The organism is Hydrogenophaga borbori, assembly GCF_003417535.1.
GTDB classification, from domain to species: Bacteria; Pseudomonadota; Gammaproteobacteria; order Burkholderiales; family Burkholderiaceae_C; genus Hydrogenophaga; species Hydrogenophaga borbori.
In genome coordinates, this window is sequence record NZ_QVLS01000011.1 from 99,526 (window position 1) to 124,776 (window position 25,251).

Annotated in this window: 25 protein-coding genes; 21 read left to right on the forward strand and 4 right to left on the reverse strand. The window is 69.7% G+C overall.

The features are described from left to right. The first annotated feature begins 105 nt into the window (after nt 1-105). The 4 genes from DY262_RS16670 to DY262_RS16685 are packed head-to-tail and all read left to right on the forward strand — an operon-like array spanning nt 106 to nt 3,981. A complete protein-coding gene (locus tag DY262_RS16670; RefSeq protein WP_116960235.1) occupies nt 106-1,146 on the forward strand; it encodes a TRAP transporter substrate-binding protein in 1,041 nt (346 codons plus the stop codon). Between the two features lie 41 nt (nt 1,147-1,187). Further along, nucleotides 1,188-2,273, forward strand: coding sequence for an aromatic ring-hydroxylating oxygenase subunit alpha (locus tag DY262_RS16675; protein ID WP_116960236.1), 1,086 nt, complete (start codon nt 1,188-1,190; stop codon nt 2,271-2,273). A gap of 16 nt (nt 2,274-2,289) precedes the next feature. After that, on the forward strand, nt 2,290-3,246 hold the full coding sequence (locus DY262_RS16680) for a PDR/VanB family oxidoreductase (RefSeq protein WP_116960237.1): 957 nt from the start codon (nt 2,290-2,292) through the stop codon (nt 3,244-3,246). 9 nt (nt 3,247-3,255) lie between these two features. Further along, nucleotides 3,256-3,981, forward strand: coding sequence for a dienelactone hydrolase family protein (locus DY262_RS16685; protein WP_116960238.1), 726 nt, complete (start codon nt 3,256-3,258; stop codon nt 3,979-3,981). A 29-nt stretch (nt 3,982-4,010) separates the two neighbouring features. On the opposite strand, the gene DY262_RS16690 is transcribed toward DY262_RS16685, so the two are convergent. Both DY262_RS16690 and gloA read right to left on the reverse strand, forming a co-directional pair. Next, entirely contained in the window at nt 4,011-4,622 is a 612-nt protein-coding gene (locus DY262_RS16690; protein WP_116960239.1) for a glutathione S-transferase family protein, read from the reverse strand. A 9-nt stretch (nt 4,623-4,631) separates the two neighbouring features. Further along, nucleotides 4,632-5,069, reverse strand: a complete 438-nt coding sequence (gene gloA, locus DY262_RS16695; RefSeq protein WP_116960240.1) for a lactoylglutathione lyase — start codon at nt 5,067-5,069, stop codon at nt 4,632-4,634. Nucleotides 5,070-5,216: 147 nt separating this feature from the next. Between gloA and DY262_RS16700 the strand changes: the two genes are divergently transcribed. The 12 genes from DY262_RS16700 to DY262_RS16755 all read left to right on the forward strand — a co-directional run bounded on the left by DY262_RS16700 (nt 5,217) and on the right by DY262_RS16755 (nt 18,851). After that, entirely contained in the window at nt 5,217-6,350 is a 1,134-nt protein-coding gene (locus DY262_RS16700; RefSeq protein WP_181936542.1) for an epoxide hydrolase family protein, read from the forward strand. 68 nt (nt 6,351-6,418) lie between these two features. Continuing rightward, a complete protein-coding gene (locus DY262_RS16705) occupies nt 6,419-6,976 on the forward strand; it encodes a MarR family winged helix-turn-helix transcriptional regulator (protein WP_116960242.1) in 558 nt (185 codons plus the stop codon). A 208-nt stretch (nt 6,977-7,184) separates the two neighbouring features. Then, complete coding sequence (locus DY262_RS16710) at nt 7,185-8,228, forward strand: TRAP transporter substrate-binding protein (RefSeq protein ID WP_116960243.1); 1,044 nt, start codon at nt 7,185-7,187, stop codon at nt 8,226-8,228. 53 nt (nt 8,229-8,281) lie between these two features. Then, the gene (locus DY262_RS16715) at nt 8,282-8,767 is read left to right on the forward strand and encodes a TRAP transporter small permease (RefSeq protein ID WP_181936543.1); all 486 of its coding nucleotides are present in this window, start codon (nt 8,282-8,284) and stop codon (nt 8,765-8,767) included. A gap of 66 nt (nt 8,768-8,833) precedes the next feature. Further along, complete coding sequence (locus DY262_RS16720; protein WP_116960245.1) at nt 8,834-10,120, forward strand: TRAP transporter large permease; 1,287 nt, start codon at nt 8,834-8,836, stop codon at nt 10,118-10,120. Nucleotides 10,121-10,154: 34 nt separating this feature from the next. After that, complete coding sequence (locus DY262_RS16725) at nt 10,155-11,609, forward strand: NAD-dependent succinate-semialdehyde dehydrogenase (RefSeq protein WP_116960246.1); 1,455 nt, start codon at nt 10,155-10,157, stop codon at nt 11,607-11,609. 28 nt (nt 11,610-11,637) lie between these two features. Beyond that, nucleotides 11,638-13,059 carry a Rieske 2Fe-2S domain-containing protein gene (locus DY262_RS16730; protein WP_116960247.1) on the forward strand — a complete coding sequence of 474 codons (1,422 nt, stop codon included), beginning with the start codon at nt 11,638-11,640 and terminating at the stop codon, nt 13,057-13,059. 20 nt (nt 13,060-13,079) lie between these two features. Further along, on the forward strand, nt 13,080-14,042 hold the full coding sequence (locus DY262_RS16735) for a PDR/VanB family oxidoreductase (RefSeq protein WP_116960248.1): 963 nt from the start codon (nt 13,080-13,082) through the stop codon (nt 14,040-14,042). A gap of 90 nt (nt 14,043-14,132) precedes the next feature. After that, a complete protein-coding gene (locus DY262_RS16740; protein WP_116960249.1) occupies nt 14,133-14,906 on the forward strand; it encodes a GntR family transcriptional regulator in 774 nt (257 codons plus the stop codon). Between the two features lie 33 nt (nt 14,907-14,939). Further along, nucleotides 14,940-16,397, forward strand: a complete 1,458-nt coding sequence (locus DY262_RS16745; RefSeq protein WP_116960250.1) for a sulfatase family protein — start codon at nt 14,940-14,942, stop codon at nt 16,395-16,397. A gap of 12 nt (nt 16,398-16,409) precedes the next feature. Beyond that, nucleotides 16,410-18,047, forward strand: coding sequence for a GMC family oxidoreductase (locus DY262_RS16750; protein WP_116960251.1), 1,638 nt, complete (start codon nt 16,410-16,412; stop codon nt 18,045-18,047). Then, complete coding sequence (locus DY262_RS16755; protein ID WP_116960252.1) at nt 18,048-18,851, forward strand: TSUP family transporter; 804 nt, start codon at nt 18,048-18,050, stop codon at nt 18,849-18,851. 4 nt (nt 18,852-18,855) lie between these two features. Here DY262_RS16755 and DY262_RS16760 read toward each other — a convergent pair whose 3' ends face one another. Next, nucleotides 18,856-19,617, reverse strand: a complete 762-nt coding sequence (locus DY262_RS16760; protein ID WP_116960253.1) for an IclR family transcriptional regulator — start codon at nt 19,615-19,617, stop codon at nt 18,856-18,858. Nucleotides 19,618-19,714: 97 nt separating this feature from the next. Between DY262_RS16760 and DY262_RS16765 the strand changes: the two genes are divergently transcribed. The 5 genes from DY262_RS16765 to DY262_RS16785 all read left to right on the forward strand — a co-directional run bounded on the left by DY262_RS16765 (nt 19,715) and on the right by DY262_RS16785 (nt 24,752). Then, on the forward strand, nt 19,715-20,518 hold the full coding sequence (locus tag DY262_RS16765) for an SDR family oxidoreductase (RefSeq protein WP_116960254.1): 804 nt from the start codon (nt 19,715-19,717) through the stop codon (nt 20,516-20,518). Between the two features lie 100 nt (nt 20,519-20,618). Continuing rightward, nucleotides 20,619-21,935, forward strand: coding sequence for a flavin-containing monooxygenase (locus tag DY262_RS16770; protein WP_116960255.1), 1,317 nt, complete (start codon nt 20,619-20,621; stop codon nt 21,933-21,935). Between the two features lie 12 nt (nt 21,936-21,947). After that, the gene (locus DY262_RS16775) at nt 21,948-22,874 is read left to right on the forward strand and encodes a bile acid:sodium symporter family protein (protein ID WP_116960256.1); all 927 of its coding nucleotides are present in this window, start codon (nt 21,948-21,950) and stop codon (nt 22,872-22,874) included. Between the two features lie 7 nt (nt 22,875-22,881). Continuing rightward, on the forward strand, nt 22,882-23,856 hold the full coding sequence (locus DY262_RS16780) for an SDR family oxidoreductase (RefSeq protein WP_116960257.1): 975 nt from the start codon (nt 22,882-22,884) through the stop codon (nt 23,854-23,856). After that, complete coding sequence (locus tag DY262_RS16785; RefSeq protein WP_245981055.1) at nt 23,853-24,752, forward strand: EamA family transporter; 900 nt, start codon at nt 23,853-23,855, stop codon at nt 24,750-24,752. Before DY262_RS16780 ends, DY262_RS16785 begins: the two co-directional genes overlap by 4 nt. On the opposite strand, the gene DY262_RS16790 is transcribed toward DY262_RS16785, so the two are convergent. Beyond that, the gene (locus tag DY262_RS16790; RefSeq protein WP_116960258.1) at nt 24,725-25,210 is read right to left on the reverse strand and encodes a hypothetical protein; all 486 of its coding nucleotides are present in this window, start codon (nt 25,208-25,210) and stop codon (nt 24,725-24,727) included. The two genes, DY262_RS16785 and DY262_RS16790, sit on opposite strands and share 28 nt — an antisense overlap. Nucleotides 25,211-25,251: the final 41 nt, after the last annotated feature.

Below are 25,251 nucleotides of genomic sequence, written 5' to 3' on the forward strand. Positions count from 1 at the left end.
TCAACGTTGAGGTAGCAACATCATTTCCACAACAACCAGATCCGGCAGGGAAGGCGCGGCATTCGCCGCAACCACCAAAGCCTGTTCAAACCCCAGGAGACAGACATGATCCGCAGACGCAGCCTTCTCAAGACCGGTGCCGCCGCCGCGGTGGCCGGGCCCATCTTCCAAAGCTTCTCCCAGCAGGCGGTGAGCCTGCGCATGCACACGTTCATGGCGCCCACGTCCAACGTCTGGACGATCATGCTCAAGCCCTGGATGGACAAGGTGGAGAAGGAGTCGGGCGGACGCATCCGGTTCGAGGGCTATCCCGCCATGCAACTGGGTGGCACGCCGCCCCAGCTCTACGACCAGGCGCGCGACGGGGTGGCCGACATCGTGTGGACGCTGCCGGGCTACACGCCGGGCCGCTTCGTGCGCGGCGAGGTCTTCGAGCTGCCGTTCATGATGAACGAGGCCGGCGCCACCTCGCGTGCCTACTGGGAGTTCATCCAGACCCAGGCGCCCGACGAGTTCAAGGACACGAAGGTGCTTGCCCTGCATGTGCATGGCCGCGGGTCCTTTCATTCCACGCAGCAGATCAAGACGGTCGCCGACCTCAAGGGCATGAAGCTGCGCGCGCCCACGCGCCTCATCACGCGCCTGCTGGCCATGTACGGTGCGGTGCCCGTGGGCATGCCGCTGCCGGGCATTCCGGACGCGCTGTCCAAGGGGACCATCCAAGGCGTGGCGACGGCCTGGGACGTGGTGCCGTCGGTGAAGGTGCACGAACTCACCAAGTACTCGACCGAATTCGCCGATGACGTGCCGGCCTTCTATACGGGCACCTTCGTCATGGCCATGAACCGCGGCAAGTACGAGTCGCTGCCGCCAGACCTGAAGAAGGTGATCGATGCCAATTCGGGCATCGACACCTCGGCCCAGTTCGGGACCATCACGCAATCGAGTGACGCGATCGGTCGCAAGGCGGTGATGGACCGGGGCAATCCGATCTACACGATCCCGAAGGCCGAGGCGGCCGAGTTCATCCGCCTCGCCGGGCCGCTGAAGGATGAGTGGGTGGCCGACATGAACAAGCGCGGTTACGACGGGCAGAAGCTGCTGGCCTCGGCCAAGTCGCTGATCGCCAAGTACGCCAAGACCTGAAGCCGCCCGCGGGGCGGAGGAATGAGAGAAAGGACCTTCCCATGTTCATCCTGAACACCTGGTACATCGCGGCCTGGGGCCACGAGATCGCCGACAAGCCGCTGGCGCGGCGCATCTGCGACCAGCCCGTCGTGCTGTTCCGTGACCTGAAGACAAAGCAGATCGCGGCGCTGGAGGACAAGTGCTGCCACCGCGCGGCGCCGCTGTCCATGGGTGTGGTGGTCGAGAGCGGCCTGCAGTGCGGCTACCACGGCGTGGTGCACGACTGCGCCGGCCGCTGCGTGCACATCCCTGGGCAGGACAAGATCCCCGCGCGCGCCAAGGTGCGCGCCTATCCCGTGGTGGAGAAAAACGAGTTCATCTGGATCTGGATGGGTGACCCCGAACTCGCGGACGAGTCGGCGATCGTCGATTACCCCTTCAACGACGACCACCGGAACTGGCCCCACCACCGCGGCTTCTATCACATCAAGGCCGGCTACATGCTCATGGTGGACAACCTGATGGACCTGACCCATCTGGGCTACGTGCATGGTTCCACCATCGGCGGGAATCCGCAGACGCACGTGGAAGCCTTGATGGATGTGACCAAGACCGAGGACAGCCTGAAGTACGTGCGCTGGATGCTCAACTCGGTGCCGCCGCCGACCTACCTGGCCGCCGTGCCCTTCAAGGGTCGGGTGGACCGCTGGCAGGAGTTTGAGTTCTCGCCGCCGAGCAACGTGCTGCAGTGGAGCGGCGCGGTGGACGCCGGCACCGGCGCGCGGGAGAACGGCAACCGTTCGGGCGGCTTCTCGCTGCGCATCTTCCACGGCCTCACGCCCGAGACCGAAAACACCTGCTTCTACTTCTACGCGCCGGCCAATGGCTACCGACCCGAGGATGAGGCGGCGACGGCCGCCCTGATGGACCACATCTCGGAGGCCTTCATGGAAGACAAGCTGATCTGTGAAGGCCAGCAGGCGAGGCTCGACGAGCTGGGCGACGGTGGTCTGGTGGACATCGTCTCCGACGCCACGCGCGTGCAGCTGCGCCGCATCATCCGGCGCATGGCCGAGGCGGAGGCGCGTCAGAACGCCGCGCGCGCGCAAGAGGCGGCGCCGCGCGCGGCCGTGCCGCAGGCCTGAGCGGGCGGTCGCGGACATGCAGGCTTTGCGTTTGCGCGTGGCGCGCAAGTCCCGGGAGGCGGCCGGCGTGGCCGCCTTCGAATTGCGCTCGCTCGATGGTTCGGCGCTGCCGCCATTCACGGCGGGCGCGCACGTGGATGTGCTGCTGCGCGAGGGTCTGGTTCGCCAGTACTCGCTGTGCAATGCGCCCTGGGAACGCGACCGCTATGTGCTGGGCGTGCAGCGCAAGGTCGACTCGCGCGGCGGCTCCGTCGCCATGCACGACGAGGTGCATGAGGGCGCCATCGTGGACATCGGCCTGCCGCGCAACCTGTTTTCCATGGCACCGGCGAAGCGATCGCTGCTGTTTGGCGCGGGCATTGGCATCACCCCGTTGCTGTCCATGGCCGAAGTGCTGCACGCGAGCGGGCGGGCCTTTGAACTGCACTACAGCGCGCGCTCGCCCGAGCAGGCGGCGTTTCGCGCGCGGCTGGCCGCCGCAGCCTACGCCGATCGCGTGCGCTTTCACTTCAGCACGGGCCCAGGCGCCAACCGGCTGGAACTGCCACCGCTGCTGGCCACGCCCGATCCCGAGGCGCGGCTCTATGTCTGCGGCCCCCCCGGCTACATCGGCGACATCACCGACTTTGCCGCCGCGCACGGCTGGCGCGCGGACCAGGTGTGCGTCGAGCGGTTTGGCGCCACCACCGCCAGCAGCGGGGCCGATCGGGCCTTCGATGTCGTGCTGGCGCGCAGCGGGCGGCGTTTCACCATCGCGCCGGGTCAGGCCATTCACGAGGTGTTGCTCAGCGAAGGCGTGGAGGTGCCGCTGTCCTGCGAGCAAGGGGTCTGCGGCACCTGCCTGACGCGGGTGCTGTCCGGCGTGCCGGACCATCGCGACAGCTTCCTGGACGCCAGTGAGCACGCGCGAAACGACTGCATGACCGTGTGCTGTTCGCGCGCGACATCGCCCGAGCTGCTGCTCGACCTTTGATCCACGCCCATGACCGAAGCCGACATCGACATTCCCACCGCCGACGGCGCGATGAACACCCGCGTGGTGACGCCCGCCGGCGCCGGTCCGCACCCGGTGGTGCTGTTCTACATGGACGCCTTCGGCGTGCGCGAGGAGCTGCACGAGATGGCGCGACGCCTCGCCGCCGAGGGCTACCTGGTGCTGCTGCCCAACCTCTATTACCGAGAGACGCGCCGCTTCGTCATGAAGCCGGGCGAAGAGGGCATGAACGAGTTGCGCGCCATGATGGGGCGGCTGGACATCGGGGCCGTCAACCGCGACACCCAGGCCCTGTTGAATGCCCTGGAGACCCTGCCCGCTGCCGATGCGCGCCGCGTGGGCGCGGTGGGCTACTGCATGAGCGGACCCTTCGTGTTCGCAGCGGCCACCGAGCACCCGGACCGGATCACCGCCATCGCGTCCATTCACGGGGCGAACATGGTGACCGAGCGCGCCGACTCGCCGCACCGCATGGCCGAGCGCTTGCGCTGCGAGACCTATGTGGCCTGTGCCGAAGTGGACAAGTGGGCGTCGGCCGCCGACATGGCTGTGCTGGAAGGTCGGCTGCGGGCCAGTGGCGCGCCGTTCCGGCTGGAGTGGTACCCGGGCGCGCAGCATGGTTTCGTGTTCCCTTCGCGCAGCGGCGCCTACGAGCGTGCGAGCGCCGAACGCCATTGGCAGCGCCTGTTCGATCTCTTCGGGCGCCGGCTCTGAGAGGCTGGGGCGCACCGCGCCCCAATCCTTCAGCCCACGCGCCGCACCGCGGGCCGGGCCGCCACGGCCTGCAGCCAACGATCGATCGCCGGCGTGTCGCCGAGTTGGCCGTCCGAGAGCTGCTTCACGCGCTGCAGCCAGCCCGCCGTCGAGCAGAAGGTGGGAATGTCCGCAATCGAGTACTCACCGCAGATGTACTCGTTCGCCTGCAGGCGCCGCTCCAGCACCTTGAACAGGCGCACCGCCTCGGTGGTGAAGCGCTCCACCGTGCCGGGCACCGGCACGGGCAGGTCCGCGTAGTGGTGCAGTTGCGGCAGCGTGCCGCCCACCGAGCCCGTGCCCCAGACCAGCCAGGCCAGCACGTCGAAGCGCTTCGCGCCCGCGGCGGGCAGGAGCCGGCCGCTCTTTTCCGCCAGGTAGGTGAGGATGGCCGCCGTCTCGAACACGGGCACCTCGCCTTGCGGCGTGTGGTCCACGATGGCGGGGATCTTGTTGTTCGGCGAGATCGCGAGAAAGGCCGGGTCGAACTGTTCGCCCTTGGTGATGTCGATCTTGCGCGTGTCGTAGGCCTCGCCGGACTCCTCCAGCATGATCTGCGCCTTGCGGCTGTTCGGGCCGGGGTAGGTGTAGAAGGTGATCACGCCCGCTCCTCAGCCCGCCACGGTCTTGGAATCGATCAGCTCGATCTTGTAGCCGTCGGGGTCTTGCAGGAACGCCAGGTGCAGCGTGTCGTTCTTCATCGGGCCGGCCTCGCGAATGATGTGGGCGCCCTTGGCCTTGAGGTCCGCGCAGGTGGCGTAGATGTCGTCCACCGCGATGGCGATGTGGCCATAGCCGCTGCCCAGCTCGTAGGGCTTGTCCTGGTCCCAGTTGTGGGTCAGCTCGATCACCGCGTGGTCGATCTCGGCGCCATAGCCCACGAAGGCCAGGGAGAAGCGGCCTTCGGGATAGTCCTTGCGGCGCAGCAGCTTCATGCCCATCAGGCGCGTGTAGAAGTCCAGCGACCGCTCCATGTCCTTCACGCGGATCATGGTGTGCATCACGCGGTGCCGGGGCTGGTGGCCCGGCGTCGTTTCCGTCTGGCTCATGTCTGTCTCCGTTCAATGGGGGAAGGCCGGATCGCGCGCCTTTCCGTGGGTGGTGGTCATCTCTTGATGTTGCAATTGCAACGTTGAGGTGGCAACATTATGCGAAGAATTCCGATAACCGCCAACTACCTTTTCGAGGAGACACGCATGGCCATGGCCATCCCGTTCAAGCACGTCACCGACGACGCCATGCTGGATCGCATCGCGCGGCAGGTGGCCGAATACCGCTGGCCCCGCACGCCCGCGGGCGCCAGCTGGCCGCAGGGCGCCGATCCGGCGACCATGCGGTACATCGTTCAACGCTGGCGCGACGGCTTCGACTGGCGCGCGCAAGAGGCCAGACTCAACGAGCGGCCTCAGTTCCAGGCGAGCGTGGCCGATCTGCGCCTGCACTTCGTGCACCAGCGGGCCGCGGCGAAGGCGGAACGCCTGCCGGTGTTGCTGATGCACGGTTGGCCGGGTTGCTACCTGGAGTACCTCGATGTCGCGGACCGGCTGGTGGCCGCCGGCCACGACGCGGTGGTCGTGTCCCTGCCCGGCGCGGGACATTCGGACGCGCCCGAGCAAGCCATGGGGCCGCGCGCCATGGCGGGCCTGATGCACCGCCTGATGACCGAGGTGCTGGGCTGCCCGCGCTACCTGGCGCACGGCGCCGACTGGGGCTCCCTCATCGCGGGCTGGCTGGGCTTCGAGCACCCGCAGGCGTGCGCGGGCGCGCACATGACCATGGTGAGCCCGCGCTTCGTCGCCGGCGCGGCGACCGCGCCACAGGAGCAGCAATGGCTGGCGGCCTTTCGCGAGCGCTTCGAGGACGATGGCGCCTACTTCCGCCTGCAGACCTCGCGCCCCCTCACCGCGGGCTATCTGCTCAACGACAACCCGGTCGGTCTGCTGGCCTGGATGCTGGAGAAGTTCGCCGCCTGGGGCGACCCGCTCGAGGCCGGCCAGCCGGCGGCGTTCCAAACGCCCGAGCGCGCCGACCGCTTGCTGCGCAACGTGATGCTCTACCTGGTCACCGGCAGCGCGGCCACGTCCACCTGGATTTACCGAGGCCTGACCACCGAAGGCCCGCCCGGCTACCCCGGCGGTCAGCGCGTGGAGGTGCCGGTGGCGATCGCCGCCACGCGCGACCCCATGTTCCAGCTGCCGCCGCGCAGCCTGGTGGAAAAGGCCTACCGCGTCACCCGATGGACCGAGCTGGCGGGGGGAGGGCACTTTCCGGGCTATGAAGTCCCCGACGCGCTCGGCGAAGACATCCGCGCATTCGCCGCCGGCCTGTGAGCGCCCTGGGCGCCGCCGGGCCAGCTTGTACAGTACGTCTCTGTTGAATCCACGCTAGGGACTACTGAATGGCAACGTCGGTGAAAAAGGCCGCCACGGACCAGAGCAAGAAGAAGCGCGAGGTGCTCAATCTTGCCCACTACGTCACCTATTTCTTCACGGTCCTTGCGAATAAGCTGTCGAGCGGCGCCTCGCGGCTGTACCTCAAGCGCTTCGGCATCGGAATCATCGAGTGGCGGGTGATGGCCATGGTCGCGATCGAGCCCGACATCGCGCCGGCCCGCATCACGCAGATCATTGGTCTGGACAAGGCCTCGGTGAGCCGGGAATCGCGCCGGCTGGAAGAGAAGGGTTACCTGGCCGTGGCCGAAGACCCGAGCAACCAGCGCCGCAAGCTGCTGAGCCTCACGCCCCTGGGCTACGAACTGCACGACCGCATCATCCAGGTGGCGCTGGAGCGCGAGCGCCGCCTGCTGTCGGACCTGAGCCCCGACGAGGTGGAAACCCTGGTGGATCTGCTGCAGCGCACCACCGCCAAGATCCCTCACGTCAACGAGTTCGACCCGGGCTCAACGGCGGCGGCCACCACCAAGCCGCGGCACCGCAAAAACACCATGATGCGCTGAGCCAGCCCCCCGTCGGCTCGGCCGAGGCCGGTCGCCTTTTTGGGCGATCGGCCTTTTTTTACGCGTCTCCATTGAATGTGAGTGCCAGCTTCAGTCTTTGGTCTGAATCTAGGGTTTTCCCGATCTTCTGCAGAGCTATGGTCCTATATAGTTCATCGCAGTTGGCGCAGATCAACGCACCCATCCACCACCAGATCCAGGAGACAAGATGTCCAGCACATTCGCTCGAAGGGCGGCATTCGCCGCCCTCGCCACCGCCGGGGCGCTGGTCGGCGGCCTGTTCGCCACCGCGGCCTCGGCCCAGGAAATCACCATCAAGTACGCCAACGTCATGGCGCCGGCGCACGACACCAGCAAGGGGGTGGACAAATTCGCCGAACTGGTGGCGAAGAAGTCCAACGGCCGGATCAAGGTGCAGCACTTCCCGGGCGGCCAGCTGGGCAGCGACAAGGAAACCTACGAGGCCGCGCAGCAGGGCCTGCTGCAGATCGCCGGCGGCTCGTACGCCAACCTCGTCACCATCACCCGCGCCTTCGAGGTGCTGCACCTGCCCTACATCTTCGACAGCCGCACCGAGGCGCACCGCGCGCTCGACTCGGCCAAGGTGCGCGAGGCCATCAACAAGGAGCTCGATCAGGTCGGCCTGCGCTGGCTGATGACCTTCGAATTCGGTTTCCGCGACATCAATACCACCAGCAAGAAGGTGCTGGAGCCCGGCGACCTGGGCGGCCTGAAGATCCGCGTCTCGCGCTCGCCGACGGAGGTGGGTGGCGTGAAGGCCTTCGGCGGCACGCCGGTCACCGTCGACTGGCCCGAGGTCTACAACGCGCTGCGCTTCAAGGTGGTCGATGGCGAAGCCCAGCCCTTCGGCACCATGGTCAGCGCCAAGCACCACGAGATCATCAAAGAGCACCTCGAGCTTGACTGGCAGTACTACGGCTTCGTGGGAATGATCAGCACCAAGCAGTGGAACGCCTATCCACAGTGGGCGCGCAAGGTCATCGAAGAGGCCGCGACCGAGGCGGAGCAATACCACCGCCGCATCTGGGCCGAGGAAGACGAGAAGGCGAAGGCGGCCTACCTCAAGGCGGGCGGCCAGATCACCGTGCCCACGCCGTCCCAGCGGGCCCTGTGGGTGAAGGCGGGCCAAGGCATGTGGGGGTCGTCCGGCATCGACAAGGCACTGATCGACCTGGTCCGCGCGGAGGCCACCGCCACCGCGCCCGCCGCCGGCGCCACCGCCGCCAAGTGAAGCCCCGGCCCCGCCCGGCGTTCGGGCGGGGCGCCACCCTAGGGATGCACCCCATGGAAAAGCTGCTCGATCGCGCCACCGCCGCGCTGGTGGCCCTGCTCGTCGCGACGATGGTCGCCGTCATCCTCGCCTCGGTGTTCACGCGCTACGTGCTCAACGACCCGCTGAGTTGGGCCGAGCAGGTGGCGAAGTACCTGATGATCTGGGCCGCCTTTCTCGGCGCCAGCATCGGCATCAAGGAGGGCGCGCACATCGCGGTGACCGTGCTGGTCGATGTGCTGCCGCCTTCGCTGCAGCGCCTCTGCTCCTACCTGGGGTACGCGCTCACCGCGGCTTTCCTGTCGGTGGCGCTGTACCAGGGCGTGCTGTTCACGAACAAGGTGCGGCCGCACTCCGATCCACTGGTGTGGGAGATGAGCATGGCCTGGGCCTACGCCGCCATCCCGGCCGGCTGCCTGCTCATGCTGTTGCAGCTGGCCTTCGTGTTCTTCAAAGGCGATGGCGGCCAGAAGATGTCTTCCTCCGCCAGCATGACATGAGTCCGGCGCCTCCCCGCGGTCCGATGCCCTGCTTTCCCTTCATTCCTGTCTGACACGAGGTTGCTCATGGGTGCCACCCTGATGCTGACGTTCCTGGGCGTGCTCGCCATCGGCGTGCCCGTCGCCTTCGCCCTGGGCATCGCCGCCATGGTCATCTTCGCGGTGATCAATCCTTCGCTGCTGGCCCTGGTGCCGCAGCGCATCTTCACGGGCATGGACCTGTTCGCGCTGGTGGCCGTGCCCTTCTTCATCCTGGCCGGCGAGCTCATGGGCGGCTCGGGCATCCTGGACCGCATCATGGCCTTCTCGCGCATGGTGGCCGGCGGCATCCGCGGCAGCGTGGCGCAGGTCACCATCCTGGTGAGCATGATCTTCGGCTGGATCAATGGCTCGGGCGTGGCAGGCGCCAGCGCCGTGGGCTCGATGATGATCCCCACGGCGACCAGGCAGTACGGCAACGCGGGCTTCGCCTGCGCGGTCACCGCCTGCGCCTCGACGGTGGGGCCCATCATTCCGCCGTCCGTGCCGATGATCATCTACGCCTTGGTGGCGCAGAACGTCTCGGTGGGCGCGCTGTTCGCCGCCGGCGTGGTACCGGGCCTGCTGATCGGCCTGGGGATGATGGCCATCGTGTACCTCATCGCGCGCCGCCGCAACTACCCGGCCGACGGTGGCCACTACACCCTGGGCCAGCGCTTCGTGATCTCGCGCCAGTTTCTGGTGGCCCTGTTGCTGCCGCTGATCATGGTGGGCGGCATCGTCTCCGGGGCCTTCACCCCGGTGGAGTCGGGCGCCATCGCCGTGCTCTACGCGATGCTGGTGGGCTTCTTCGTCACGCGCACCCTGGACCTGAAGGGGCTCTATGCCGCGCTGCGCAAAACCGGGGTGATCTCCTCGGTGGTGTTCCTGATGATGGGCGTGGCCAACGTCGCCGCCTGGATCATGACCACCGAGCAGGTGCCGCAGGCCGCGGCCGAGGCCATCCGCGCGTTCACCGACAACCCGCTGGTCTTCCTGCTGCTGGTCAACCTCATCCTGCTGGTCGTCGGCTGCCTGTTCGACACCGTGGCCGCGATGGTGATGTTCGGCCCCATCCTGATCCCCATGGCCGAGGCCTTCGGCATCGACCCGCTGCACTTCGGGGTGATCGTCTGCATCAACCTGATCATCGGCATGGTCACGCCACCCGTGGGCATCTGCCTGTTCGTGGTGTCGGGCATCGCCAAGACGCCGATCGAGCGCGTGGTCAGGGAGAGCCTGCCCTTTCTCTTCTGGCTGCTGGCGGTGCTGGCCATCGTCACCTACCTGCCGCAGAGCTACCTGTGGCTGCCCCGGCTGATGGGCTACGCCTGAGCGGCCGTCCTTCACGCCTTTGCCTCTATTCAACATGAACGACAACGCCTATCCCTCAAGCCTCGAGCTGCTGGTGGCCGGCCAATGGCGCGGCCTGGCGGGCCGCGACAGCCTGCCGGTGGTCAACCCCGCCACGCAGCAGGAAATCGGCCGCCTGCCGGTCGCCACCGACGCCGACATCGACGAAGCCCTGGCCGCCGCGCAAGCGGCGTTCGAATCCTGGTCGCGCACCAGCGCCTGGCAGCGCGCCGCGGTGCTGCACCAGGCCGCCAGGCTCATCGATGCGCGGCGCGATCGCATCGCCCATCTGCTGACACTCGAGAACGGCAAGCCGCTGGCCGACGCGCAGGGCGAGATCGACCGCGTGCTGGAGGCGCTGCAGTACTGCGCCGAAGAGGCCAAGCGCGCCTACGGCCGCATACTGCCGCCGCGCGCGCCGCTGCTGGTGCAGTCCACGGTCAAACGCGCCATCGGGCCGGTGGCCGCGCTGGTGCCCTGGAACTTCCCCGTCTTCCTGGCGGCGCGCAAGGTGGCGGCGGCGCTGGCGGCGGGCTGCACGGTGGTGCTCAAGCCCGCCGAAGAGACCCCGGCCGCCTGCGTCGAGCTCGTGCGCGCCTTCGTCGATGCCGGCGTGCCCCCGGGCGCGCTGAACCTGCTCTACGGCGTGCCGGCGCGCATTTCGCAGCGGCTGATCGCCTCGCCCGTGATCCGCAAGATCTCCTTCACCGGCTCGGTGCCGGTGGGCCGGCTGCTGGCCACGCAGGCCGCGCAGCACCTCAAGCCCTGCACCATGGAGCTGGGCGGGCACGCGCCGGTGATCGTGTTCGACGACGTGGACGTGGACAAGGCCGCGCGCGCCTGCGCGGCCTTCAAGTTCCGCAACGCCGGCCAGGTCTGCCTGTCGCCCAGCCGCTTCTATGTGCAGTCGGGCGTGCAGGAAGCCTTCACGCGCCGTCTCACCGAACTGGCCAAGGCCCTTCGCGTGGGCGACGGCCTGCTGCCCGACACGCAGATGGGGCCGCTGCAGAACGCGCGCCGCCTGGAGGCCGCCAGCCGCCTTGTCGAACAGGCGCACGGCGAGGGCGCGCGCGTCGAAACCGGCGGCGGCCGCCTGGGCCGCCAGGGCTTCTTCTTCGCGCCCACCGTGCTGAGCCAGGTGCCCGCCAGCGCACGCATCCTGGCCGAGGAGCCGTTCTGCCCGGTCGCGCCCATCGTGGGCTTCGACACCTTCGACGAGGCCATCGCCCAGGCCAACGCCACCGAGTTCGGGCTGGCGGCCTACGCCTTCACCCAGCGCCTGGACCGCGCCGCCGAATTCACCGAGCGCATCGAGGCCGGCTGGATCGGGGTCAACAGCTTCACGCCCTCGCTGTCGGACGCGCCCATCGGCGGCATGAAGGACAGCGGCCTCGGTTACGAGGGCGGCCCCGAGGGCCTGGACGCCTACATGCACATCCGCTTCATCAGCCAGGCCAACGCGCTGGCCTGATCGATCGACTTATTCAGGAGAACATCCCATGACCCACCAAGCCAAGGCCCAACCCCTGCGATTCACGGGTTACCAGCAACGCAACAAGCCCGGTCCCGACCTGGAGCTCACCAGCACCGAACCCGGCACGCCCATGGGCGAGTACATGCGCCGCTACTGGCAGCCGGTGTGCCTGTCCGAGGAACTGAAGGACGTGCCCAAGGCCATTCGCATCATGAGCGAGGACCTGGTGGTGTTTCGCGACAAGAGCGGCGACATCGGCGTCATGCACCGGCACTGCTCGCACCGCGGTGCCTCGCTCGAGTACGGGATCATCGCCGAGCACGGCATCCGCTGCTGCTACCACGGCTGGCACTACGGCATCGACGGCCGCCTGCTCGACGCGCCCTGCGAGGCCGACCCCACGCGCCTGAAGGAGACCGTCTGTCAGGGGGCCTACCCCGCCTTCGAGCGCCACGGCCTGGTGTTCGCCTACATGGGCCCGCCGGAGTCGCAGCCGCCTTTCCCCGATTTCGACAGCTATGGCTTTCCCGCCGACACCAAGCTGGTGCCGTTCTCCAACGTCTACCCCTGCAACTGGCTGCAGGTGTACGAGAACATCATGGACCACATGCACACCGCCGTGCTGCACAACAAGATGGTGGTGGATGGCGTGGACGCGGCGGTGGCCGACGGTGTTTCGCTCGAAGGCTTTGGCGACATGCCCGTCATGCAGTGGGAGCCCACCCGAACGGGCAACGGCTGCGTCTTCGTGGCCGGCCGGCGCCTGCCCGACGACAAGGTCTGGGTGCGCATCACCGAGATGGTCTTCCCCAACTACCTGCAGATCGGCTCCCTGCTGCCGACCGCCGCGCGCGAGCGCCACGGCACCTCGGGCTGCACGCGCTGGAACGTGCCGGTGGACGACGAGCACATGATCATCTTCGGCTACCGCCACTTCAACAGCACGGTGGACCCGGATGGGCTCGGCGTGGAAGCGGACTGTGGCGTCGACAAGATCGACTTCCTGGAAGGCCAGACCGGCAACCGCAGCTACGAAGAAGGCCAGCGCGCCCCGGGCGACTGGGAGGCCCTGGTGAGCCAGCGCCCGATCGCCGTCCACGCCCTGGAACACCCCGGCAGCTCCGACGTGGGCGTGTACCTGTGCCGCAAGCTGTTGCGCGAAGCCGTGCGCGGCAAGTCGTCGCCCGACCCCTTGTACGAGCGCCTGATCGCCGAGGGCCGCAGCCTGCCGTTGTACGCGCAGGACAGCGTGCTGCACGCCGCGGAACTGCCGCGCGCCGAGGACCGCAAGCTCGTGCTCTCGCTCGGCAAGCGCGTGCTCGACATCATGCGAGCGGCGGACGACCTGCCCACGCCCGCGCAGCGCGACGCCTTCGTGCGCGAGCAGCTCGACCGCATCGACGGTGGCCTGCAGGCGCTGGGCCAGGCCGAGACCCAGGCGGGCTGATCCCGAGCAGGAGCCGTTCCGTGAAGCTGCGAGTCCGATCCATCACGCACGAGGCCGAGGGCATTCTGTCCTTCGACCTGGTCGACCCGGCCGGCGCGCCGCTGCCGGCCTTCGAGGCCGGCGCGCACCTGGACGTGCGGGTGCCCGGCACCAGCATGTCGCGGCGCTATTCGCTGTGTGGCCCCACCGGGGACACGCGGCGCTGGCGCATCGCCGTGCTGCGGGTGGCCCACAGCCGCGGCGGCTCGCGCGCCATGCACGAGCGCGTGCGCCCCGGCGATCTGCTGGAGGTGTCCGGGCCGCACAACTTCTTTCCGCTGCAGGAACAGGCCGAACGCAGCCTGCTGCTGGCGGGTGGCATCGGTGTCACGCCGCTGCTGGCCATGCTGCACCGTCTGCGCGCGCTGGGCCGGCCGGTGGTGCTGCACTACTGCGCGCAGAGCCCCGAGCGCACGGCGTTTCGGGAACTGCTCGAGCCCCTGGTGGGCGAAGGCCTGGTCCACTTCCACCACGACAACGGCGACCCGCGGACCGGGCTCGACATCGAGGCCCTGCTGCGGCAGGCACCCGATGGCACGCACCTCTACTACTGCGGGCCGGGCGGCTTCATGCAGGCGGTGCAGCGGGCCAGCGCCCACTGGCCCGAGGGCAGCGTGCACTGTGAGTACTTCGGCGCCGTGCCCGCGGCGCCCGCTCCGTCGGCGGCGCCGGGAGCAGGGGATGGCGACGGCGTGCCGGTGCGGCTGCTGCGCTCCGATCGGACCCTGCGGGTGCGGCCGGCGCAAACGCTGCTGCAGGCCTTGCGCGAGGCCGGCGTTGATTGCCCCAGCTCCTGCGAAGCCGGTGTCTGCGGCACCTGCCAGGTGGCCTACCGCGACGGCACCCCCGAGCACAACGACCTCATCCTGAGCGAAGAGGAACGCGCGTCGCAGGTGCTGGTGTGCTGCGCCCGCGCCCGTGAACCCTTCAGCCTGGACATCTGAGCACCGGCATGATCCGCACGGCTTTTCACACACGATCCGCATCCGGGCCAGGGGCCCGGGCACACGCCACCAAGAAGGGAGGGGCGCGCCATGAGCACCGTTGAAGAATTCTTCCAGGTCCTGCAACTGCCCGACCGCAGCGGCCGGCCCAAGTACCAGCGTCTGGCCGACACGCTCGTGGACGCGATCCGCCAGGGCCTCTGGCGGCCCGGCGACCGCCTGCCGCCCGAGGAGGAACTGACCCAGCTCACGCCGTTCAGCCTGGGCACGGTGCAGCGCGCCCTGCGCGACCTGTCGGAGCAGGGCCTGGTGATCCGCCAGCACGGACTGGGCAGCTTCGTGGCCGACCCCCCGCGCGAACTGCAGGACCCCTGGCACTGCCGCTTCGTCGGCGACGACGGCGAAACCCTGCTGCCCATCTTCTCGCAGGCGGTGGCCCGCGTCGCGGTACAGGGGCACGGGCCCTGGACGCGCCACCTCGGCGTGGAGGCCGAGGTCATGCGCCTGGACCGCGTGATCATCGTCAACGACGAGTTCCGCATCTTCAGCCGCTTCTATGGCGACCGCCGCGTGCTGCGCCACCTGTGGGAGATGCCCATGGAGGAGCTGCATGGCGCCAACTTCAAGAAGGTGATCGTGCGCCAGTGCCAGCTGCCCATCACCGAGATCACGCACTGCGTGAGCACGCGCGCCTTCGACGACGAGGCCTGCGAACGCATCGCCATGCCCGCCGGCACCAGCGGCCTCTACATGTACGCCAGCGCCTACGCCGGCCGCGAGCGCTGCGTCTACTTTCAGGAATTTTCGATCGCGCCCAACGGGCGATCGCTGCAATTTCCCGAGACCACCGTCTCGCCGTTCTGACCCGACCGACCCCTTTCCCGAGGCAAGACCGCCATGAAAACCCCCGCCCGCAACCTGATCGTCATCATGTCCGACGAGCATTCGCCCAAGGCCCTCGGCTGTTACGGCAGCGAGATCGTGCGCACGCCGAACCTCGACGCGCTGGCCGCGCGCGGCACGCGCTTCTCGGCCGCGTACTGCAGCAGCCCGGTGTGCATTCCCGCGCGCGCCTCGTTCGCCGTCGGCAAGTACATCCACCAGGTGGGCTACTGGGACAACGCCGACGCCTACGACGGCGCCATCCCGAGCTGGCACCACCACCTGCGCGAGCGCGGGCATGACGTGGTCTCGATCGGCAAGCTGCACTTTCGCAAGACCGGCGAAGACCATGGCTTCAGCGACGAAATCATCCCCATGCACATCATCGAGGGCAAGGGCGACCTGATGGGCCTGGTGCGCAGCGAACTGCCGGTGCGCAAGGGCGCCTACAAGATGGCGCGCTACGCCGGCCCCGGCGAGAGCCAGTACACCTTCTACGACCGCGAGATCACCGCGCGCGCCCAGGTGTGGCTGCGCGAGGCGGTGCGCCGCGAGTCCGACAAGCCCTGGGTGCTGTTCGTGTCGCTGGTGGCGCCGCACTTCCCGCTCACCGCGCCGCCCGAGCACTATTACCACTACTACGAGCAGAACCTGCCCATGCCCAAGCTCTATGAGAAGGGCGAGCGGCCCACGCACCCCTACCTGGTCGATTACGCGCGCAGCTTCAACTACGACGACTACTTCGACCGCGAGACCGTCAAGCGCGCGGTGGCCGGCTACTACGGCCTGTGCTCATTCCTCGACGAGAACATCGGCAAGATCCTGCGCACCCTGGAAGAGACCGGCCTGGCCGACAGCACGCGGGTGATGTACACCTCGGACCACGGCGACAACATGGGCACGCGCGGCCTGTGGGGCAAGTCCACCATGTTCGAGGAGACCGCCGGCGTGCCGCTGATCATGGCGGGTGAAGGCATCCCGCGCGGGCACACCGTGGACACGCCGGTCAGCCACGTCGACGCCTACCCCTTCATCCTGGACGCCGTGGGCCACACCGAGCCCTCGCTGCGCGAGGGCTACCCCGGCGTCTCCCTCTTCGACACCGCCGCCGGCGCGGTGCCCGAGCGCAACGTGCTGGTCGAGTACCACGGCATGGGCTCCACCACCGGCGCCTTCATGATCCGCCACGGCCGCTACAAGTACGTGCACTACATCGGCTACCCCGCGCAGCTGTTCGACCTCGAAACCGACCCCGAGGAGCTGAACGACCTGGCCTCGAACGGGCGTTACGCGGCCGTGCTCGACGAATGCCACCAGCGCCTGCTGAGCGTGTGCGACCCCGATGAGGTGGACCGCCGCGCCAAGGCGCGCCAGGCCGAGCTGCTGGCGCAGAACGGTGGCCGCGAGGCGGTCATCGAACGCGGCGACCTGGGCTTCACGCCGGCGCCGGGCGCCGTCATCGCGTTCGATTGACGGGGGCCGGGCATGAGCGACCAGGGCTATGACTTCATCGTCGTCGGCGCGGGTTCGGCCGGCGCCACGCTCGCCTCGCGCCTGGCCGAACGGCAGCGCGGCCGGGTGCTGCTCGTGGAGGCCGGCGCCTCGCGCGAGCGCGACTTCTGGATCCGCGCGCCCATCGGCATCGCGCGCGTGGTGGGCGATCCGCGCTACGTGTGGACCTTCCGCACCGAGGCGCAGAACGCCCTGGTGGGGCAGAACGTGTACTGGCCGCGCGGGCGCATGCTGGGGGGCAGCAGCGGTGTCAACGGCACCATCTACGTGCGCGGCGAAGCGGACGAGTTCGACCACTGGCGCGAGCTGGGCTGCGAGGGCTGGGGCTATGCCGACCTGCTGCCGTACTTCCGGCGGCTGGAGACCACGGCCGTGGGCGACGCGGCCTACCGCGGGCGCGAAGGCCCGGTGCACGTCAGCACGCTGGGCGACATGCGCGATCCCTTGTCCGATGCCTTCCACGCCGCCTGCGTGAGCGCCGGCATTCCCGCCAACCCCGACTACAACGGCGAACGCTACGAGGGCGTGGGCTACCTGCAGCTCAACACGCGCCACGGCCAGCGCTGCGACACGGCCACGGCCTACCTGAACGGGCGGCGCGCCGACCACCTGCACGTCGTCACCGAAGCCACCGTCACGCGCGTGCTGTTCGATGGCCGCCGCGCGGTGGGCATCGAGTACCTGCAGGGCGGCCAGCGCCGCCAGGCGCGGGCCGCGCGCGAGGTGATCCTGTCGGCCGGTCCGATCAAGTCGCCGCAGCTGCTGGAGCTCTCGGGCGTCGGCCAGGCCGAGCGCCTGCGCGCCCTGGGCATCGGTGTGGTCCATCACCTGGCGGGCGTCGGCGAGAACCTCATCGACCACGTGCAGACGCGCGTGACCTACGAGGCCAACCGGCGCGTCGGGCTGAACCAGGTGGTGGGACACCCCATCCGCCAGACCCTGATGGGCCTGCGCTACCTCACCACGCGCAAGGGCCTGATGGCCACGCCCGCCTTCACCATCCACGCGCTGGCGCGCACCGCGCGCGATCAGCAACTGGGCCGCGCCCGCCCCAGCGTGAAGATCCAGCTCGCCCAGCTGAGCGGCAACGCCCGCTTCGAGATGACCACCGGCGGCACGCCGGGCGCCATGCTGGACGACTACCCGGGTTTCTCCATCGGCTGCTTCCAGCTGCGCCCGCGCTCGCGCGGCCAGGTGCACGCGGCCAGCGCGGACGCGATGGCCGATCCCGTCATCGACCCGCGCTACCTCACGCACGAGGACGATTGCGCGGACGTGGTGGCCTCGGTCCGCCTGGCGCGCCAGGTCGCCTCGCAGCCGGCGCTGGCCGGCTTCATCGTGCGCGAGACGCGCCCGAGCGCGCAGGCGCGCAGCGACGACGAGCTGCTGGCCTACGTGAAGAAATCCGCCGCGACCTCCTTCCACCCCGTGGGCACCTGCCGCATGGGCGCCGATGAGCAGGCCGTGGTCGACGCCGCGTTGCGTGTGCGCGGCGTGGAGGGCCTGCGCGTGATCGATTCGTCCGTGATGCCGACCATGCCCTCGTCCAACACCAACGCGGCGTCCATCATGGTGGGCGAGAAGGGGGCCGACCTGGTCCTGGGGCGCTGAGTGCCGCCGGGGCTGTCCGAGCTGGCGCCGCTGGCCTGGCCCCACGCGCCCTGGCTGCTGCTCCTGGCGGTGCTGGTGTCCTTCCTGGCCGGCGTGGTGCGCGGCTTCGCCGGCTTCGGTTACTCGGCGCTGGTGGTCGCGGCCTTGTCGCCCTTCGTGCCGCCGGGGCCGGTGGTGGTGGCGGTGCTGGTGCTGGAGGTGCTGGCCTCGCTGCGCGTGCTGCGCCAGGCCGGGCCTCTGATGGACCGGGGCTGGCGCGACGCCCTGCTGGGCGGCAACCTGCTGTTCGTGCCGCTGGGCATGGCCGGCCTGGCCTGGCTGGACCCGGGGGTGGTGCGCGTCGTGGTAGCGGCCCTGCTGCTGGCCGGCGCGCTCGGCGTGCGCCTGGTGATCGGCCGCCGGCTGCTGGCCACGGCCTCGCTGCGCGCCACGGCGGCCGCGTCGTCGGGCCTGCTGAACGGCTTCGCGGCCTCGGGCGGCATCGTCGCGGCGCTGCTCATGGCGGCCACGGGCATGCCGGCGGCCACGCTGCGCGCCACCATGATCAACCTGCTGATGTGGATCAGCGCCTACGCCTTGCTCTGGGGCGCGGCGCTGTCCTTCGTGGGCCGCTCGCCGCTGTTCGGCGCGCAGGCCCTGGGCTGGCTGCTGCTGTTGTGGGCGCCCCTGCTGGTGGGCATGCGCGTGGGCGGCCGCGCCTTCGAGCGCACGGACGCGCGGCGCCAGGCGCGGTTGGTGCTGGACGTGCTGATCGGCGCCGCCGCGCTCGGGCTGCTGGTGGCCTGCCTGGCCCGCCCCGCCTGAGGCCTCACAGCGTGCGCGCCAGCGCCTGCGCCGCCTGCGCCAGCCGCGGCAGGAACGCGGGCAGCCGCGCCAGCGGCACACGCGCCGACGGCGCCTGCAGCGCCAGCGCGCAGCGCAGGCCGCGCTCGCCGGGGGCGCGCACCGGCACCGCGATGCAGACCAGGCCATCGACGAACTCCTCGGCGTCGAAGGCGTGGCCCTGGCGGCGGATGGTCGCCAGTTCGGCCTCCAGCGCCTCGCGCCGCACCAGCGTGGTGGCCGTGTGGTGCGTGAGGCTCAGTCCATCGAGCAGGGCCCGGCGCCGCGACGGATCCAGGTGCGCCAGGAACAGCTTGCCGCTGGCCGAGCAGTGCAGCGGCACGCGCGTGCCCGGGCGCAGCTCCAGCCGCAGCGGAAACGCCGACTCCACCCGGTCCAGGTAGACCACCTCGGCGCCCGACAGGGCCGTGAGGTTGCAGCTCTCGCCCAGCTCGGCCACCAGCTGGCGCAGCACCGCGTGGCGCACGCCGTGCTGCGTGCTCGCGCCCAGCGCGTCTTCGCCCAGGCGCAGCAGGCGCGGCGCCAGCGCGTAGCGCCGGCCGTCGGGTTCGCGCTGCAGCCAGCCGCCGGCCTCCAACTGCTGCAGCATGCGGTGCACCGTGGGCTTGGGCCAGCCGGTGCCGGCCACCACCTCGGGCAGGGCCAGGGGCCGGCCCTCGCGCACCAGGTGCTCGATCAGGTCCATCAGGCGCAGGCCCGGGCTGGTGGGGGAGTCAGGTTCTTCCATGTCTCGAATTCCGAGACAAATCAATAAAAGTTTTCGAGACGCAGTGTAGGCGCCCCCTACAGTCGCCCGCAACACGAGAACAGAGGAGGCCCGCGCCTTGCGATTCCACAACGCCGTGCTCACCGGCGCCTGCGGCGGCTTCGGCCAGGCGCTGGCGCGCCAGCTCATCGCGCAGGGCGCCCGGGTGGCGCTGATCGGCCTGAACCGCGCGGCGCTGGACGAACTCGCCGCGCTCGCGCCCGAGCGCTGCGCCGTCTACACGCCCGACGTGAGCGACGCCGCCGCCATGGCCGCCGTGGGCGCCGACTGGCTCGCCCGCTTCGGCGCGCCCGACCTCGTGATCGCCAACGCCGGCGTGGCCGGCGGCTTCGAGACCGCCCGCCCCGACGACCTGCGCGTGATGCGCCGCATGCTGGAGATCAACCTGCTGGGCGTGGCCACCACGTTCTCGCCCTTCCTGGGCGCGATGCAGGCGGCGGGCCGACCGGCCGCGCTGGTGGGCGTGGCCAGCATCGCCGGCTGGCGCGGCATGCCGGGCAACGGCGCCTACTGCGCCAGCAAGGCCGGCGTCATCGCCTACCTGCAGAGTCTGCGCGCCGAGCTGCGGCCCACGGCCCTCACCGTGCACACCGTGAGCCCGGGCTACCTGCGCACCGCGCTCACCGCCGGCAACCGCTTCGCCATGCCGGGCCTGCTGGAGCCCGACGAGGCCGCGCGCCGCCTGTTCGCGGGCGTGGCGCGCGGCACCGAACACATCGTGCTGCCGCGGCGCATTGGCTGGCTCTCGCGCCTGCTCGACCTGCTGCCCGAGAAGCTGCACGACAAGATCCTGCTGGGCCAGCCGCGCAAGCCGCGCGCGGGCGAGCCCGGCGCCACCGACATCCCCGGACTGAAACAATGACCACCCCTGCCGCGCTTCGCGCGACCCCCTCAAGGGGGCGACACCAGCCGTCTGGCCAAGCCAGCCCGGCGGTGTCCCTGGGTCACACCCGCTGATTCCCATGACCGCTCCCACCGAACAACAGATCGCCCTCATCGGCGCCGGCCCGTCCGGCCTGGCCGGCGCGCGCTGCCTGCAGAAACACGGCGTGCCCTTCCAGGGCTTCGAGGCGCACGGGGACGTGGGCGGGCTGTGGAACATCCACAACCCGCGCTCCACCGTCTACGAATCGGCGCACCTGATCTCCAGCAAGCGCATGACGGAGTTCCTGGAATTCCCCATGGGCGAGGGCGTGGCCGACTACCCCAGCCACCGCGAGCTGCTGGACTACTTCCGTGCCTTCGCCGACCACTTCGGCCTGCGCCAGCACTACCGCTTTCACACCCGCGTGCTCCAGGCCGAGCCCGTGTCCGACGCGCCCGACACCCTGTGGCGCCTGACCACGCAGACCGGTGACGCCGAACCCCAGACCGCGCTCTACAAGGGCGTGGTGGTCGCCAATGGCACCCTGGCCGAACCCAATATTCCGCGCTTCGAGGGCTCGTTCAGCGGCGAGATCTGGCACACCGCGCAGTACAAGTCGGCCACGCAGCTCGCGGGCAAGCGCGTGCTCATCGTGGGTGCGGGCAACTCGGGCTGCGACATCGCCGTCGACGCCGTGCACCACGCCAGAAGCATCGACATCTCGGTGCGGCGCGGCTACTACTTCGTGCCCAAGTACGTGTTCGGCAAACCGGCCGACTCGGTGGGCGGCAAGCTCTCGCTGCCGCCCTGGCTCAAGCAGCGCATCGACAGCACCATCCTGCAATGGTTCACCGGCGACCCGGTGCGCTTCGGCTTCCCCAAGCCCGACTACCTCATGTACGAGTCGCACCCGGTGGTGAACTCGCTCATCCTGTACCACATCGGCCACGGCGACGTGGCCGTGCGCCCCGACATCGCGCGCCTGGACGGCCCCACCGTGCACTTCAAGGACGGCAGCGCGCGGGACTACGACCTCATCCTCACGGCCACCGGCTACAAGCTGCACTACCCCTTCCTGGACCACGCGCTGCTGAACTGGCAGGGCATGGCGCCGCGGCTCTACCTCAACATCTTCGCGCCGCGCTTCGACCGCCTGGCCGTGCTGGGCATGGTCGAGGCCAGCGGCCTGGGCTGGCAGGGCCGCTACGAACAGGCCGAGCTGGTGGCGCGCTACCTCAAGGCCCTGGACGCGGGCGCGCCGCAGGCCGCCGCGCTCAAGGCCGCCAAGGCCGGCCCGCCGCCGGACCTGTCGGGCGGCTACCGCTACCTCAAGCTCGAGCGCATGGCCTACTACGTGCACAAGGGCACCTACCGCAAGGCCGTGCGCGAGGCCGCCGACGCCTTCCCGCAATAAGCAAGGACCCCCATGCTGCCCGTCGACGAGATCCGCCTGAACTTCAACCCCGCCTCGCTCGCCGTGCTGAACGCGGTGCTGGCCTTCCTGATGTTCGGCATCTCGCTGGACACGCGCATCGACGACTTCAAGCGCGTGCTGCGTTTGCCCCTGGCCTTCACCGTGGGCATCGTGGCGCAGTTCCTGTTCCTGCCCGCCATCACCTTCGGGCTCACGCTGCTGCTGGGCGTGGCGCCCAGCATCGCGCTGGGCATGATCCTGGTGGCCTGCTGCCCGCCGGGCAACGTGAGCAACATCCTCACCCACCGCGCCAACGGCAACGTGGCCCTCAGCGTGTCCATGACGGCGGTGTCCAACGCCGTCGCCATCGTGGCCATGCCGCTGAACTTCGCTTTCTGGGGCGGCCTTCATCCCACGGCCTCGACCCTGCTCAAGACCATCGCGCTGGACCCGGTGCAGATGGTGGGGCACATCCTGCTCATCATCGGCATTCCGTTCGCGCTGGGGCTGTGGGTGGCGCACCGCTTCCCCCGGGCCACCGCGCGCTTCAAGAAGCCGGTGCGCATCCTCAGCTTCCTCGCGCTCATCGGCTTCATCGTCGGTGCCATCGCGGGCAACTGGCGCTACTTCCTCGACTACGTGGGCCTGGTCATCGTGGCCGTGGCCATCCACGACGCGCTGGCCTTCGGCATCGGCTGGCTCAGCGCGCGCGCCGTGGGCCTGCCCGACTACGACCGCCGCGCCCTGTCCATCGAGGTCGGCATCCGCAACGCGGGCCTGGGCCTGGTGCTGATCTTCAGTTTCTTCGGCGGCCTGGGCGGCATGGCCGTGGTGGCCGGCGTCTGGGGCTTCTGGGACATCATCGCCGGCATGCTGCTGGCGGGCTGGTGGGGCAGGCGCCCGTTGCGGGGCGGTGTGCCCGGGCAGGCGCGCGCATGAGGGCCGCATGAAAGCGAAAGGCATCCTCATCACCGGCGCCGACGGCTTCCTGGGCCGCGGCCTGGTGGCCGCGCTGGCAACGCGCGGCGACACCGACACGGTGGTGGCCACCGACGTGCGCGAGGTCGAGCCCGCGCGGCGCCTGCCCGGCGTCACCTACCGCCGCGTCGACGTGCGCGACGAGGGCCTGGGCGCGCTGCTGGCCGAGCACCGCATCGACACCGTGGTGCACCTGGCCTCCATCGTCACGCCCGGCAAAGGCTCCACGCGCGCGCTGGAGTACGCGGTGGACGTGGGCGGCACGCGAAACGTGCTCAATGCCTGTCTGGCGCAAGGCGTTCGGCACCTGATCGTGTCGTCCAGCGGCGCGGCCTACGGCTACCACGCCGACAACCCCGCCTGGATCACCGAGGACCACCCGCTGCGCGGCCACGAGGCCTTTGCCTACGCGCACCACAAGCGCCTGGTGGAAGAGATGCTGGCCGAGGCGCGCCGCCAGCACCCCGCGCTGGCGCAGACCGTGCTGCGCATCGGCACCATCCTGGGCGAGCGCGTGGACAACCAGATCACCGCCCTGTTTCAGAAGCCGCGCCCCATCGCCATCGCCGGCAGCGACAGCCCCTTCGTCTTCGTCTGGGACGAGGACGTGGTGGGCGCGCTGCTGCACGCGCTGAGCGGCGACGCACCGGCCGGCTGCTTCAACCTCGCGGGCGACGGCGCACTCGGCATCCATGAGATCGCCGCGCGCCTGGGCAAGCGCGCGCGCGTGCTGCCGGCCGGCCTGCTGCGCGCCGCGCTGGCCGTGGGCCACGCGCTCGGCGTGTCGCGCTACGGGCCCGAGCAGATCGACTTCCTGCGCTACCGCCCGGTGCTGCTCAACACGGCCCTGAAGGAACGCTTTGGCTACGTGCCGAAGAAGACCAGCGCCCAAGCCTTCGAGGCCTTCGTCGCGGCGCGGCGGGCGCAAGGGCGCCCGCTGTGAGCGCCGCCCTCCCGTTCTCGCGCGGCGATGCGCTGCGCGCCCTGGCCGTGGTCGTGATCTGGGGCCTGAACTTCGTGGTGATGAAGCTGGGCCTGCAGGCCGTCAGCCCCATGCTGCTGGGCGCGCTGCGCTTCGCGGCGGCCTCGCTGCCCTTTCTGCTGTTCGTGAAGCCGCCGCCGCTGCCCTGGCGCTTCATCGCCGGTTACGGCCTGGTGCAGGGCCTGGGCCAGTTCGGCTTTCTGTTCCTGGGCCTGCAGCTGGGCATGACGGCCGGCATGGCCTCGGTGGTGATGCAGACCCAGGCCTTCTTCACCCTGCTGCTGGCCGTGCCGCTGCTGGGCGAGCGCGTGCGCGCCCACCAGTGGCTGGGCCTGGGCGTGGCGCTGGCCGGCCTGCTGCTCATCGCCTCGGCCCACGGCGAAGGCCCGGGCCAGATGACGCTGGCGGGCTTCGTGCTCACGCTGTCGGCCGCGGCCATGTGGGCCTTGTCGAACATCGTGGCGCGCCGCGCCAGCCAGATCGCGCGCTACGAGCCCTTTCCCTTCGTGGTGTGGAGCAGCGTGTTCCCCATCGTGCCCTTTGCGCTGATCGCGCTGGCCACCGACGGCCCCGCCAGCCTGCAGCGGCAACTGCACGGCATGGGCCCCGGCGCCTGGTTCGCGGTGGTGTACCTGGCGCTGGCCGCCACGCTGCTGGCCTACAGCCTGTGGACGCGGCTGTTGCAACGCCACGCGGCCACGCGGGTCACGCCGTTTTCTCTGCTGGTGCCGGTGGTGGGGCTGTGGGCCGCCTGGGTGGCGTACGGCGAGGCGCCGCTGGGGCTGCAGTGGCTGGGAACGGGGGCGGTGCTGCTGGGCTTGGTGGTGAATCAGGTGGGGGGACGGCGGGCGGGGTGATCGGCTGATCCTGGTCCTGCAGGGCGCGCGCGAACCGCTTCATACAGCAGGCGCCGGCCGGCGGCCTCGCCCACGGGCAGCAGATCGATGTTGCGCAGTTGCGGGTCGGTGCCCAGCTGGAGCAGCAAGGGGCCGAGGGCCGGTGACTCGCCCGGTGCGGGCGCCCACAGCGCGCCGATCCACTCCAGGGCCCAACTGGGGCCCGCCTCGCGGCGCCGGCCCAGGCGCGCGATGCCGCTGAGGTCCGCGACGGGTATGCGGGCCAGCAGGTCCAGCAGCGTCGTGTCCCAGGCCACCAGCGAGGTCTGCGACAACTTGCGGCCATTGCAGGCGACCTCATGAACCAGCAGGTACCAGGGCCGCTCCAGCGCGAGCGTGATGGCCGGCCAGTGCGTTTGGGGCGGGGCGACCTGGGTGGGGTGGAGGTGCTGGACGAGGCCGGGGGCGGTGATGAACACGGTGGGACTCCCAAAAATCCGACCGCAAATTGTGCCGCAAA

Bases quoted from the DNA above. Each gene is read 5' to 3' on its own strand.
- DY262_RS16670 (WP_116960235.1), top strand. From the start codon at position 106: ATGATCCGCAGACGCAGCCTTCTCAAGACCGGTGCCGCCGCCGCGGTG.
- DY262_RS16675 (WP_116960236.1), top strand. From the start codon at position 1,188: ATGTTCATCCTGAACACCTGGTACATCGCGGCCTGGGGCCACGAGATC.
- DY262_RS16680 (WP_116960237.1), top strand. From the start codon at position 2,290: ATGCAGGCTTTGCGTTTGCGCGTGGCGCGCAAGTCCCGGGAGGCGGCC.
- DY262_RS16685 (WP_116960238.1), top strand. From the start codon at position 3,256: ATGACCGAAGCCGACATCGACATTCCCACCGCCGACGGCGCGATGAAC.
- gloA (WP_116960240.1), bottom strand. From the start codon at position 5,069: ATGAGCCAGACGGAAACGACGCCGGGCCACCAGCCCCGGCACCGCGTG.
- DY262_RS16700 (WP_181936542.1), top strand. From the start codon at position 5,217: ATGGCCATGGCCATCCCGTTCAAGCACGTCACCGACGACGCCATGCTG.
- DY262_RS16705 (WP_116960242.1), top strand. From the start codon at position 6,419: ATGGCAACGTCGGTGAAAAAGGCCGCCACGGACCAGAGCAAGAAGAAG.
- DY262_RS16710 (WP_116960243.1), top strand. From the start codon at position 7,185: ATGTCCAGCACATTCGCTCGAAGGGCGGCATTCGCCGCCCTCGCCACC.
- DY262_RS16715 (WP_181936543.1), top strand. From the start codon at position 8,282: ATGGAAAAGCTGCTCGATCGCGCCACCGCCGCGCTGGTGGCCCTGCTC.
- DY262_RS16720 (WP_116960245.1), top strand. From the start codon at position 8,834: ATGGGTGCCACCCTGATGCTGACGTTCCTGGGCGTGCTCGCCATCGGC.
- DY262_RS16725 (WP_116960246.1), top strand. From the start codon at position 10,155: ATGAACGACAACGCCTATCCCTCAAGCCTCGAGCTGCTGGTGGCCGGC.
- DY262_RS16730 (WP_116960247.1), top strand. From the start codon at position 11,638: ATGACCCACCAAGCCAAGGCCCAACCCCTGCGATTCACGGGTTACCAG.
- DY262_RS16740 (WP_116960249.1), top strand. From the start codon at position 14,133: ATGAGCACCGTTGAAGAATTCTTCCAGGTCCTGCAACTGCCCGACCGC.
- DY262_RS16745 (WP_116960250.1), top strand. From the start codon at position 14,940: ATGAAAACCCCCGCCCGCAACCTGATCGTCATCATGTCCGACGAGCAT.
- DY262_RS16750 (WP_116960251.1), top strand. From the start codon at position 16,410: ATGAGCGACCAGGGCTATGACTTCATCGTCGTCGGCGCGGGTTCGGCC.
- DY262_RS16760 (WP_116960253.1), bottom strand. From the start codon at position 19,617: ATGGAAGAACCTGACTCCCCCACCAGCCCGGGCCTGCGCCTGATGGAC.
- DY262_RS16770 (WP_116960255.1), top strand. From the start codon at position 20,619: ATGACCGCTCCCACCGAACAACAGATCGCCCTCATCGGCGCCGGCCCG.
- DY262_RS16775 (WP_116960256.1), top strand. From the start codon at position 21,948: ATGCTGCCCGTCGACGAGATCCGCCTGAACTTCAACCCCGCCTCGCTC.
- DY262_RS16780 (WP_116960257.1), top strand. From the start codon at position 22,882: ATGAAAGCGAAAGGCATCCTCATCACCGGCGCCGACGGCTTCCTGGGC.